This is a genomic window from Neobacillus massiliamazoniensis (genome assembly GCF_001048695.1).
GTDB classification, from domain to species: Bacteria; Bacillota; Bacilli; order Bacillales; family Cytobacillaceae; genus Neobacillus; species Neobacillus massiliamazoniensis.
Genome location: NZ_CVRB01000001.1, coordinates 305,469 through 318,505, shown reverse-complemented (window position 1 = coordinate 318,505; position 13,037 = coordinate 305,469). Strand labels below are relative to the sequence as shown.

General features: G+C 39.1%; 11 protein-coding genes and 1 other annotated feature. Of the genes, 9 read left to right on the top strand and 2 right to left on the bottom strand.

Translation table 11 applies throughout. The annotated features are described in order from the left end of the window. Positions 1 to 106: 106 nt before the first annotated feature. The 9 genes from rny to BN1082_RS01565 all read left to right on the top strand — a co-directional run bounded on the left by rny (position 107) and on the right by BN1082_RS01565 (position 9,546). A complete protein-coding gene (rny, locus tag BN1082_RS01610) occupies positions 107 to 1,666 on the top strand; it encodes a ribonuclease Y (RefSeq protein ID WP_090629941.1) in 1,560 nt (519 codons plus the stop codon). Positions 1,667 to 1,774: 108 nt separating this feature from the next. After that, positions 1,775 to 2,572 (top strand): TIGR00282 family metallophosphoesterase, encoded by a 798-nt coding sequence (locus BN1082_RS01605; RefSeq protein ID WP_090629938.1) that lies wholly within the window; start codon positions 1,775 to 1,777, stop codon positions 2,570 to 2,572. A gap of 157 nt (positions 2,573 to 2,729) precedes the next feature. Then, positions 2,730 to 2,990, top strand: coding sequence for a stage V sporulation protein SpoVS (spoVS, locus tag BN1082_RS01600; RefSeq protein ID WP_003211281.1), 261 nt, complete (start codon positions 2,730 to 2,732; stop codon positions 2,988 to 2,990). Positions 2,991 to 3,638: 648 nt separating this feature from the next. Continuing rightward, positions 3,639 to 5,375, top strand: coding sequence for a 2-oxoacid:acceptor oxidoreductase subunit alpha (locus tag BN1082_RS01590; RefSeq protein ID WP_090629933.1), 1,737 nt, complete (start codon positions 3,639 to 3,641; stop codon positions 5,373 to 5,375). Continuing rightward, positions 5,376 to 6,242, top strand: coding sequence for a 2-oxoacid:ferredoxin oxidoreductase subunit beta (locus BN1082_RS01585; protein ID WP_090629930.1), 867 nt, complete (start codon positions 5,376 to 5,378; stop codon positions 6,240 to 6,242). 219 nt (positions 6,243 to 6,461) lie between these two features. Next, the gene (gene miaB, locus BN1082_RS01580) at positions 6,462 to 8,006 is read left to right on the top strand and encodes a tRNA (N6-isopentenyl adenosine(37)-C2)-methylthiotransferase MiaB (RefSeq protein WP_090629928.1); all 1,545 of its coding nucleotides are present in this window, start codon (positions 6,462 to 6,464) and stop codon (positions 8,004 to 8,006) included. A gap of 2 nt (positions 8,007 to 8,008) precedes the next feature. Next, positions 8,009 to 8,449, top strand: coding sequence for a YlbF/YmcA family competence regulator (locus tag BN1082_RS01575; protein ID WP_090629924.1), 441 nt, complete (start codon positions 8,009 to 8,011; stop codon positions 8,447 to 8,449). A gap of 258 nt (positions 8,450 to 8,707) precedes the next feature. After that, positions 8,708 to 9,253 (top strand): outer spore coat protein CotE, encoded by a 546-nt coding sequence (locus BN1082_RS01570; protein WP_090629921.1) that lies wholly within the window; start codon positions 8,708 to 8,710, stop codon positions 9,251 to 9,253. Between the two features lie 92 nt (positions 9,254 to 9,345). After that, a complete protein-coding gene (locus tag BN1082_RS01565; RefSeq protein WP_090629919.1) occupies positions 9,346 to 9,546 on the top strand; it encodes a hypothetical protein in 201 nt (66 codons plus the stop codon). Positions 9,547 to 9,557: 11 nt separating this feature from the next. Here the strand turns inward: BN1082_RS01565 and BN1082_RS01560 are convergent, their stop codons facing one another. Then, positions 9,558 to 10,112 (bottom strand): GNAT family N-acetyltransferase, encoded by a 555-nt coding sequence (locus BN1082_RS01560; RefSeq protein WP_090629916.1) that lies wholly within the window; start codon positions 10,110 to 10,112, stop codon positions 9,558 to 9,560. A 418-nt stretch (positions 10,113 to 10,530) separates the two neighbouring features. Continuing rightward, positions 10,531 to 12,192 (bottom strand): methionine--tRNA ligase, encoded by a 1,662-nt coding sequence (gene metG / locus BN1082_RS01555; RefSeq protein WP_281176997.1) that lies wholly within the window; start codon positions 12,190 to 12,192, stop codon positions 10,531 to 10,533. A gap of 27 nt (positions 12,193 to 12,219) precedes the next feature. Continuing rightward, positions 12,220 to 12,482, bottom strand: a binding site (T-box leader). Between the last annotated feature and the right edge of the window lie 555 nt (positions 12,483 to 13,037).

The following is a 13,037-nucleotide window of genomic DNA, read 5'->3' as shown; positions in this document are numbered from 1 at the left end:
TTACATTGCGAAAAAGCCTAGTGCTTGCTGTATGTTGAGTCTAAACAATGTACATGCCGACACTTAAAAAAAGTTACAAAAGTTCATAGCAAAAGGGGGTGTAACGATGGACCTAATTACTATCATCTCCATTTTGCTTGGCCTATTCGTCGGTGCCGTTGTTGGCTATTTTGTTCATAAATCCATTGCTGATGCAAAGGTAACTGGGGCAAAGAATGCTGCAGAGCAGATTCTTGAAGATGCGAAGCGTGATGCGGATTCATTAAAGAAAGAAGCCTTGTTAGAGGCAAAGGATGAAATTCACAAGCTTCGAACAGATGCGGAGCGTGAGGTTCGTGAACGAAGAAATGAAATGCAAAAACAAGAAAACCGTTTACTGCAAAGAGAAGAGAATTTAGACCGAAAAGATGAAACGTTAAACAAGCGTGAAAATCTTTTAGAGAAGAAGGATGATTCTCTAAACCAAAGACAACAGCATATTGAAGAGATGGAAAGCAAAGTGGACGAGTTGGTACGAACACAACAAGCCGAACTCGAACGAATTTCAAGTTTAACTCGAGATGAAGCGAAAGCTATTATTTTAGAGCGGACAGAGCAGGAGCTTAGCGTTGAAACTGCTGTTATGATCAAGGAAAGTGAAATTCGTGTGAAAGAGGAAGCTGACAAGAAAGCGAAAGAAATTCTGTCACTGGCCATCCAGCGTTGCGCTGCTGACCATGTTGCGGAAACAACTGTCTCTGTTGTCAACCTTCCAAATGATGAGATGAAAGGTCGGATTATTGGCCGAGAAGGACGTAATATCCGTACTCTTGAAACATTAACAGGAATTGATTTGATTATCGATGATACTCCTGAAGCTGTTATTCTATCAGGCTTTGATCCTATTCGTCGTGAAACGGCTCGCTTAGCACTTGAAAAGCTTGTCCAAGATGGACGGATTCACCCGGCACGGATTGAGGAAATGGTGGAAAAATCTCGCCGTGAAGTGGATGAGTATATTCGTGAGGTTGGCGAACAAACTACATTTGAGGTTGGTGTTCATGGACTTCATCCTGATCTCATCAAAATTCTTGGTCGCTTGAAATTCCGAACAAGTTACGGCCAGAATGTCTTAAAGCATTCTATGGAGGTAGCACAACTATCAGGACTTTTAGCGGCTGAACTTGGTGAGGATGAAACACTAGCTCGACGTGCTGGTTTGCTTCATGACATAGGAAAGGCGATTGACCATGAAGTAGAAGGCAGCCACGTTGAAATTGGGGTAGAACTGGCAACAAAGTATAAAGAGCACCCAGTCGTCATCAACAGTATTGCATCACATCATGGTGACACCGAGCCTACATCTATTATCTCGGTTCTTGTAGCTGCTGCTGATGCCTTGTCGGCTGCGAGACCTGGTGCACGTAGTGAAACCCTTGAAAACTACATCCGCCGCCTTGAAAAGCTGGAGGAGATTTCTGAGTCATATGAGGGCGTTGAAAAATCTTTTGCGATTCAAGCTGGACGTGAAGTTCGAATTATTGTTAGACCTGATGCGATTGATGATTTAGCAGCACATCGATTAGCTCGCGATATTCGTAAGCGAATTGAGGAAGAGCTTGATTATCCAGGACATATCAAAGTGACAGTCATCCGTGAAACACGGGCTGTAGAATACGCAAAATAAAGCGGTGCGAATGCGCCGCTTTTATTCATTCCTAAGCAAAAAAGGTTCATTTAGTTTACATTGTGATACAATTTAAACAAAAAATTTTATATGTGAAAGGGTTAAAAAATGCATTTACTATTTATAGGCGATGTTGTTGGTTCGCCAGGAAGAGATATGGTAAAGGAATATTTACCAAAATTAAAAGAAAAATACCGCCCACAATTAACCATCATCAATGGCGAAAATGCTGCTGGAGGCAGAGGGATTACCGAAAAAATTTACAGGGGATTTTTAGAGAATGGTGCACAGGCCGTCACGTTAGGAAACCATGCTTGGGATAATCGTGAGATATTTGAATTTATTGACGAAGCAAAATATTTAATCCGTCCAGCCAATTTTCCGAAAGACACGCCTGGAAAAGGGATTGTTTTTCTAAAATTGAATGAGATCGAAGTTGCAGTTATTAATTTGCAAGGAAGAACTTTTATGAACCCGCTTGACTGCCCTTTTCAAAAGGCAGACGAATTAGTCTCCCTTGCCCAGGCTAGAACACCATTTATTTTTGTGGATTTTCATGCTGAAGTAACGAGTGAAAAGCAAGCGATGGGTTGGTTTCTCGATGGAAGAGTTTCTGCCGTTGTTGGTACGCATACCCATGTGCAAACGGCAGACAACCGAATCCTCCCTGGTGGAACTGGTTATTTGACGGATGTGGGAATGACAGGTCCATACGACGGAATACTGGGGATGGAAAGAGAAGCCGTTATTAAAAAGTTTCTGACGAGCCTACCTGTTCGCTTTGAAGTGCCAAATGACGGACGAGCCCAGTTAAGTGCTGTTTTATTTGAACTAGATCGTAAAACAGGTCATACGAAAAAAATAGAACGTATTTTAATTAATGAAGATCACCCTTTTTATTCCTAGTTACCTACTTCTTTTTTTAATCGATTCCATTACGTTTTTTTGTCCAAGCCGGAATATGTCTTTTATCGATTGAATATAGTAGCAGTGGAATGTTATAACCTGATTGGTTCATGAAACTGCTCATGCGGGATCGGGAAAAAACAAGGGGGAGCTAGGGATGGAAATATTAAAAGTTTCAGCAAAATCTAATCCTAATTCTGTTGCTGGTGCGCTTGCCGGAGTTCTGCGTGAAAGAGGTGCAGCGGAGATACAGGCGATTGGGGCAGGTGCATTAAATCAAGCCGTTAAGGCAGTAGCGATTGCTCGAGGATTTGTGGCACCTAGCGGAGTCGATTTGATCTGCATCCCGGCATTTACTGATATCTTAATTGACGGTGAAGAGCGCACAGCTATAAAACTAATCGTAGAACCACGGTAAAAAGAAAAGCGGAGGCGGCTTGGTCAGGGGCGACAGGCACAAGACGAGCCGGCGTGAAGGTTGCTTTTTAACCTTCAGGACGGATTGGCTTATGACCCGAGCCCCTAATCGCTGGTGCTGGACAAAAAGAAAAGCAGAAGCGCCTTGGTCATGGGTGAAAGGCACAAGACGAGCTGGCAAGAAGGTGCTTTTTATCTTCTTGTCCGGATTGGCTTGGACAGTTCAAGATTTCATTTTCCATTTATCCTGCTTGTATTTAGCAAGCAGGTATTTTGTTGGATTTTTCTCACAATATAAAATATATAAAATATTATCTTAATATAAATTCTTACTCAAATACTTTCTACAGTTAAATAGCTTTAAAATGCAGTTTCAGCATGATTATACTTTTTTTAGAATAAAAGGAAATAGTTTATATCTAATAATAAAAAAATATTCATATTTTCGACATATTTTAGGTCTAAAGGGTTGCATTTTTCGATTCATAGGTCTAGAATTGAAAGCGTTTAGTACGTCTCTAAGAAATCACTTTTAGTCCTTAAGTGTGTAATAAATAGACTAATTTCTAGTGATTTACTTGGAAATGTGCTACACTCTTAGATGAATCAATCTACTTAATTTTTACATATCCAAAAGGGGTGTAAGTTAATGATCAATCAACTTTCATGGAAAGTTGGCGGACAACAAGGGGAAGGTATTGAAAGTACCGGTGAAATCTTTGCTATTGCATTGAATCGCCTAGGATATTACTTGTATGGTTATCGTCACTTTTCATCACGTATTAAGGGCGGTCATACAAATAACAAAATACGAGTTAGCACAACAGAAGTTCGTTCTATTTCTGACGATCTTGATATCCTTGTTGCATTTGACCAAGAAACCATCGACTTAAATTACAAAGAGTTGCATAGTAAAGGGTTCATCCTAGCAGATTCCAAATTTAATCCAAAAAAACCTGAAGATTCTGCAGCTTCAATGTATGCGGTTCCTTTTACTGAAATCGCTACTGAATTAGGTACATCGCTTATGAAAAACATGGTGGCGATCGGTGCGACTTCAGCTGTTTTAGACCTAGATATTCATGTTTTTGAAGCAGTTGTTCGTGAGATTTTCGGTAAAAAAGGTGAACAAGTTGTTGCGAAAAACATGGATGCCATCAAAGCTGGCTTCGACTACACGAAACAAAATATGGCTGGCAATGTTCCAACCATGCACCTTGAAAAAGCAGATGGAAAACATCGTATGTATATGATCGGAAATGATGCAATTGCTTTAGGAGCACTTGCTGGCGGATGCCGTTTTATGGCTGCATATCCAATCACACCTGCTTCTGACATTATGGAGTATTTAATTAAAAAACTACCAGCACTTGGTGGAGCTGTTATTCAAACAGAAGATGAAATTGCTGCATGTACAATGACAATTGGAGCAGCTTATGGTGGAGTTCGTGCCCTAACTGCTTCATCTGGTCCTGGATTATCATTGAAGATGGAAGCAATTGGTTTAGCAGGTATTACAGAAACTCCACTCGTTATTGTGGATACTCAACGTGGTGGCCCTTCTACAGGATTGCCAACGAAGCAAGAACAATCAGACTTAATGGCGATGATTTATGGTACACACGGTGAAATTCCAAAAATCGTTTTAGCGCCAAGTACTGTTGAAGAAGCTTTCTATGATACAGCTGAAGCATTTAATCTTGCTGAAGAATATCAATGTCCTGTTATTGTGTTATCTGACCTTCAATTATCGCTTGGAAAACAGACAGTTAATCCACTTGATGCTTCTAAGGTAGAAATTCGTCGTGGAAAACTTGTAACAGAAGAGCTTCCAGAGATTGAAAATAAAGGCTATTTCAAACGCTATGAAGTGACTGAAGACGGTGTTTCACCTCGTACTATTCCTGGAATGAAAAATGGTATTCACCATGTAACTGGGGTAGAACATGCTGAAAATGGAAAACCATCTGAATCTTCATCTAACCGTATTGCACAAATGGATAAGCGTATGGGTAAAATTGAAAATATTCATTTCAATACACCTGTCTATAAAAACGCGCCACATGAGGATGCTGATATTCTTGTCGTTGGTTTTAACTCAACCCGCGGTGCAATTGAAGAAGCGATGGGACGATTACAAAAAGACGGCATGAAAGTGAACCATGCACATGTTCGTTTAATCCATCCTTTCCCAACAGACGAACTACTTCCACTTGTTCGTTCTGCTAAAAAGGTATTAGTAGTTGAAAACAATGCAACAGGCCAATTAGCTAATATAATGAAAATGAATGTTGGGCATGCTGAAAAAATTACAAAATATGTAAAATACGATGGAAATCCATTCCTTCCACACGACGTTTATTCAAAATGCAAGGAGTTGTTCTAAATGGCCACATTTAAAGACTTTAGAAATGATGTAAAACCTAACTGGTGTCCTGGCTGTGGCGACTTCTCCGTGCAAGCAGCTATGCAACGTGCGGCAGCAAATGTCGGCTTAGTACCGGAAAATCTGGCCGTTATTTCAGGGATTGGCTGTTCAGGTCGTATCTCAGGTTATATTAATGCATACGGATTTCATGGAATCCATGGCCGTTCACTTCCGATTGCTCAAGGTGTAAAAATGGCTAATCGTGATTTAACTGTTATCGCTTCAGGCGGTGACGGTGATGGTTATGCAATCGGTATGGCTCATACTGTCCATGCAATTCGTCGTAATATCGACATCACATACGTGGTTATGGATAACCAAATCTACGGATTAACAAAAGGGCAAACTTCACCACGTTCTGCAGTTGGCTTTAAAACAAAATCAACACCAATGGGTTCAATTGAACAAGCGATTTCTCCAATGGAATTGGCATTAACAGTTGGTGCAACATTTGTGGCTCAAAGCTTCTCGACTGACCTAAAAGACTTAACTGCCTTGATTGAAGCAGGTATTAAGCATAAAGGGTTCTCGTTAATAAACGTATTTAGCCCTTGTGTTACTTATAATAAAGTAAATACCTATGACTGGTTTAAAGAAAATCTAACAAAACTCAGTGATATCGAAGGCTATGACGCTTCAAACCGCGAAATGGCGATGCAAACATTAATGAAACACAATGGTCTTGTAACAGGACTTATTTACCAAAATACTGAGCGTCAATCATATCAAGAATTGATCCATGGTTATTCTGAAGCTCCATTAACAAAAGCAGACCTTAACCTAGATCAAGCGCATTTTGATAAATTAGTTGCTGAATTTATGTAATTTGTAAAGCGAAGGCAAGTAAGAAGCTGGAGCTGGACAGTTTTCGAATTTCAGGTATTATCCCGTGGAAGGTGCTTCCACGGGATTTTCTATTGTTTTCAGCGACTATAACCTTTATACTTTAATAATGTGCAGCTCATGCCTCTTAAAAGGTAAAAAATAGCATTATTGATTTTAATAGACGTTAAGTGATATGAAATGAAAGGAGATTTTCCACAAATGAATGAAAAACAACGATTAGAAAGTCAGCAAGTTCAAACTGCTAATTCTTCGGACAAAAAATCCGTCAAGGATTACAGCAAGTACTTTGAACAAGTAATTACTGCACCTTCCTTAAAAGATGCAAAAAAACGTGGAAAAGAAGAAGTAAAGTACCAACATGATTTTGCCATTCCTGAAGAATTTAAGGGGATGGGTCAAGGCCGAAAGTTTTACATTCGCACTTACGGATGTCAAATGAATGAACATGATACTGAAGTTATGGCGGGTATCTTTTTAGCTCTAGGCTACGAGCCAACTGAAAATACAGAAGAAGCAAACGTGATTCTATTGAATACGTGTGCCATTCGTGAAAATGCCGAGAACAAAGTATTCGGTGAACTTGGTCACCTTAAGGCATTGAAAATGGAAAAACCTGATCTGCTTCTCGGCGTGTGCGGATGTATGTCTCAAGAAGAATCTGTCGTCAATAAAATTTTAAAAACATACCAACAAGTTGATATGATCTTTGGAACCCATAATATTCACCGTTTACCAAATATTTTACATGAAGCCTACATGTCAAAAGAAATGGTTGTGGAAGTCTGGTCTAAAGAAGGTGACGTAATTGAAAACCTTCCAAAAGTCCGCAGAGGCAGCATAAAGGCTTGGGTTAATATTATGTACGGCTGCGATAAGTTTTGTACGTATTGTATCGTTCCATATACTCGCGGGAAAGAAAGAAGCCGTCGTCCTGAAGAGATCATTCAAGAAGTACGCCACTTGGCTGCACAAGGCTATCAAGAAATTACCCTTCTTGGGCAAAATGTTAATGCCTATGGAAAAGATTTTGAAGACATGAAGTACGGACTTGGTGACTTAATGGATGAAATTCGTAAAATTGATATCCCTCGAATTCGCTTTACGACAAGTCATCCACGTGACTTCGATGATCATCTGATTGAAGTGCTGGCGAATGGTGGAAACCTAATGAAGCATATCCACTTACCGGTACAATCAGGTTCAACGGATGTGCTAAAAATAATGGCCCGCAAATATACAAGGGAACAATATTTAGAGCTGGTACGCAAAATTAAAGCGGCAATACCGGATGTTGCTTTAACAACAGACATTATTGTCGGATATCCAAACGAAACAGATGAACAATTTGAAGAAACTATGTCTCTTTATCGTGAGGTAGGATATGAGCTTGCTTATACGTTCATTTACTCTCCGCGTGAAGGCACTCCAGCTGCAAAAATGCAAGACAACGTCCCAATGGAAGTAAAGAAGGAGCGTTTGCAACGACTCAACAAACTCGTAAATGACCTATCTGCAGAGGCTATGAAAAAATATGAGGGTCAGATCGTTAAGGTTCTTGTTGAAGGGGAAAGTAAGAACAATCCTGACGTCCTTGCAGGATATACAGATAAGAACAAGCTTGTTAACTTTGTTGGTCCTAAATCAGCTATTGGCAAAATTGTCAAAGTGAAGATTAAGGAAGCAAAAACATGGTCATTAAATGGAGAAATGATGGAAGAACTAGAAGCGATTGAGGTGAATTAATGGTGGGGAAGTATACAAAAGATGAGATCGTTGCACGTGCTAAGGATTTAGCGCGAATGATTGCAGAAACGGACGAAGTTGATTTTTTCAAAAGAGCGGAAGCTCAAATTCATGAAAACGAAAAGGTTCGTTCATTGATTTCGGATATTAAGGGCCTGCAAAAGCAAGCTGTAAACCTTCAGCATTACGGAAAACCAGAGGCTTTAAAAAAGGTGGAGGACAAAATTGCTTCCATTGAACAGGATTTAGATGATATCCCTGTTGTCCAGGAATTTAAACAATCACAAATAGAAGTCAACGATTTGCTACAGTTAATTGCCTCAGCTATTTCCAATACCGTCACCAACGAAATTATTACTTCTACCGGCGGGGATTTATTATATGGTGAAACTGGCGCAAGCATGAAGCATAGTGACAGTGAATGCAAAGGTCACGACCATTAATTTTTTGCCAGGCTAATAGCCTGGCTTTTCCTTTATAAACATCCATTCTAACTCGACATCCCTCTTCATACTATTAAATGAGAACAATACATATTTCCCCAAATAGTAAAGTCATGTTATACCTGCACAGACACAAAAATTCCCGCATAAAATGAATTATGACTAAACTTTTAACCAGTATTCGTAAAAATATATCGCACACTAGTCTAAGAAAAAGCATAGGATGAAATGAAACTGAATGAGGAGGGTTCGCGCGAAATGGGAGAATATAGAGAGATAATAACGAAGGCCGTCGTAGCGAAAGGACGCAAATTCACGCAGTCCAATCATACAATTAGCCCGGCGCATTGTCCAACAAGTATTCTTGGATGTTGGATTATCAATCATAAATACAACGCAAAAAAAGTCGGCAAGACAGTAGAGATACACGGCTCCTATGACATCAACGTTTGGTACTCTTATAATGACAACACGAAAACAGAAGTGGTAACTGAACGTGTTCAATATACAGATGTCATAAAGTTAAAATATCGCGACCATGACGCCCTTGATGACAATGAAATTGTTGCTCGGGTGCTACAGCAGCCCAACTGTGTCGAAGCAGTGATTTCCCCTAATGGCAATCGAATTATGGTCCATGTAGAAAGGGAATTCCTTGTCGAGGTCATAGGCGAAACAAAGGTTTGTGTTCGCATTAATCCTGAAGGATGCAAAGACGAGGATGAAGATTGGGGAGCGGATGTTGACGACGAGGAATTCGAAGAACTGAATCCGGATTTCTTAGTTGGTGCAGAAGAGGAATAAAGATACTAGGAAGGTCACTTCCTAGTTTTTTCTTTGTAAAGCTGAATTATAGGGAAGGAAAAACAGCATGATAATAGCAGGGGGTGCTTCTAATGGAACCAACACAGCCGGGTAATAAAAAGATAACTGATTTTAACTCATTAAACGACCGAATGATTGCGGAAAGCCCATCTGGACCTATGATCGTAATAAAAACGAATCTCGATTCAAAGGATTCAACGGAAAACAACCCGTATTATCATGACAAAGAAACAAAAGACCCGAAAAAGTTCCGTGATTATTTCGAAGAGTAAAACCGCCAGAATTAGTTTTTCTGGCGGTTTTCCCATTCATATTTTAATAAAGATAAAACATAGGTATCATGAAATTGATTATTTTGCTGGATATAACCCCGGAGTAGTCCTTCTTTTTCAAAGCCTATTTTCATTAATAACTTCAAGGATGGTTCGTTTTCCGGGTAAACCACTGCTCCAATTCGATTTAAATCTATGATTTCAAAACTAAACCGCAAAACTTCTTTAATTGCCTCGGAAATGTAACCTTTTCTCCAATATGCAGGGTGCAGTTCATAACCGATTTCGGCACGTTTATTATTCATTTGCAGCGCATTCAAACCAATTGTACCAATAAACTTCTGATTTTCCTTTAAAATGATTCCCCAACGAATACCGCGTTTTTCGTAAAAGTTTTTGTGAAACATGTCTATTAATCTTGAAGCCTCTCCAAGGTAGGTAAAACGATCAGTGCCGTAATATCTGGTTACCTCCTCTAAAGATAAAATCTCATAAAGACTGTCAACATGGTTATGGTTAATTTCAACCAATTTTAGTCTATTGGTTATTAAGCTTGGAAATGCCATGGTATCCTTCTCCCCCTTAAAAAGAAACTCTATAAGTATCAGTTTACACAGCTAGTAAAAAAAAGGAAAGAACTCTCATAAAATTTAGCAAAAGGTTTAAATAGTTTGAGTGCTGGTGAAGGATGCAAATTGATCAATTTATAGACTAAAAGATATAGGATCTATCGGAAGCTAAAAAAGAGGCTATCCCAAAAGGTGAAAGGCACCACTATATTACAAAGTTAATGATAATTTTTCCTCTATGTTGATTGGAGTGGAAGGCGCTCGACTCCTGCAGGAGACCCCGCAGGCGCAATAGCGCCGAGGAGGCTCCCCGGGCCGCCCCTAGAGCGGAAATCAACAGACAAAGTTTAACAGACCATTAATAAAAAGGGGGGTGCTCGTAAAAGTTATTCTTTTAGGACACCCTCTGATTCGTTTATTTTGATTGGTTATTTAAACGTTCAACCTCTCCGTCAATCCTTTTTAAGTCGATACGTTCATATAATGGGTTCACATGGTTAATCACTTTTTCTTTTACGTGGATTGGTGTCCATGTAAATTCATTTAGTCTCAAGATGTTTTTTAAAGCGTCACTTGAAAACGGTAGAAATGGAGATAAGAGTTGGGCAAGGTTAACGATGATTGTTGCACTAGTCAGCAATGTATTATTGCAGCCTAATTTATTTTCATTAAATTGTTTCCATGGCTGCTGTTCATCAAAATATTTATTTGCTGCCCTAATGAAAGAAAAGATTTCTTCGAGCCCTCCTTTAAAATGGGCATTTTCGATTAGATTCCCTACTTTTTCATATAATTGGGTGAGTTTTTCTTCGATAAGAGGATCTAACACTCCGGTTGGAATTTCTCCGTAATAGCTCTTCTCAATAAATTTCAATGTGCGATTAACAAAATTACCATATGCGCCAAGTAACTCACTGTTATGACTGTAGATAAATTCCCGCCAGGAAAAATCAGTATCTCGGTTTTCTGGCGCATTAATGGTTAAAAAGTAACGGATGGAATCAGGATGATAGCTTTCTAACAGATCTGGCACCCAAACCGCCCAATTACGGCTCGTTGAAAGCTTCTTTTTTTCCACAGTTAAATATTCATTTGAAACAATATGCTGTGGAAGTGCAGGATTGTCAATACCCATTAAAATCGCTGGCCAAATAATCGTATGAAAGGGGATATTATCCTTTCCATGAACATAATACGTTTTTGTCTTCTCATTCCAAAAAAGTGAGTCATCATTATTCGTGTCTTTAGCCCATTGTTTGCTAGCTGAATAATAACCTGAAACTGCTTCAATCCAAACATAAATTTTCTTTTCCTCATAACCTCTGACTGGGACACTGACGCCAATAGGTAAATCCCTTGAAACTGCACGATCATGTAAGCCTTCCTTTACATAACGCTCAGTTAGTAGGATGGCATTGTCTCGCCATCCATTCGATGTTTTGGAATCAGCGATATATTTTTCAAGATCTGCTTGTAGGTGGCTTAATGCTAAATAAAAGTGCTCCGTTTTTCGTATTGTTGGAGTGTGCCCACAAAGCTTACATGATCTATTAATTAAATCGATAGGATCTAATATTTTGGTGCAATCATCACATTGGTCACCGCGGGCCGGCTGGCCGCAATTCGGACAGTTGCCTTCCACATAACGGTCTGGAAGAAATTGCTCACAAGTTTCGCAATACGTTTGCTCCACTTCCTTTTTGTAAATAAAACCCTTTGTAAGTAAATCTAAGAAAATTTGTTGAACCACTTGATGATGGTTTGGTGTGTCAGTATGTGTATAACAATCGTAGGTAAATCCTAATTTCGTAAAGCATTCAGTAAACTCCTTATGGTAGCGGTTCGCTATTTCTTTAGGTGAAGAACCTTCCTGTTTTGCGCGAATGGCGATAGGGGTGCCATTACAGTCGCTTCCTGAAACATATAGTACCTTTTCTCCTTTTTGACGATAATAACGGGCCAAAATGTCTCCTGGTAATAAGCTTGAAATGTGGCCAAGATGTAAGGAACCATTGGCATATGGCCAAGCGCCTCCAATAAAAATACTCATGATTTTTTCCTCCTGTTTTGAAAAAATAAAAAACCCCGCCCCTATCTAAAATTAGATAAGGACGGGGTTGAAATTCCGTGGTACCACCTTAATTTACTGCTGGTTTACACCATGCAGCCTCTCTCAAGTACGGAGTCATTAAAAAGACTCTTATACTGTGGTTTTGATAACAAGTACCAACACTTGTCGCAGCCTACTTGTATGTTCAGTGCGCAGCTCGGAGGCCATTTTCGAACGGGCATTTTTGCTTCTTTTCAGCTACCGAAGCTCTCTGTAAAAAATACGGACGTTCTACTTTTTCTCGTCAAAGCCTTTTTTATTAATTTTCTAACATTATAATATAATTTTCTAAAAAGTAAAGGGGCGTAGCAAAAAATATCTTTATAGTTTTCAAAGGGGGAGGAAGCGGTTAAGCCAAGGAGCATTTATTGGTTTAGGGCTTAATATCCTGTTGTTTACTGCATGTTTTGGAATCCTCATGCGATGATAAAATACTTAGGGGGTTAATCTGACAACGCTTTTATGGCTGGTCCCAAGTGTTTTTATTCTCCACGATTTTGAAACAAGCTAAAGGATAAAAAAACAACGGCATTTAAGTAAAGTGCCGTTGTTCTTGCAATCTATTTTTCTATTCTTGCATCATTTTAGCAAACATATATGATATTACTCCCATAGCCACTACAAACAATCCTAATATTGTAAAAAGTCCGTAATTCATTTTTTCACCCCTTATCTAAACAATCGAAATGTTAAACTTACCATTTTAATAATTTTCGATGATTTTGTCGAAACAGATAATAGTTATTATATCACAAATAGTAGAAACCTGGTTATAAGTACTGGAAAAACTGACACAAAATTGACACAAAATT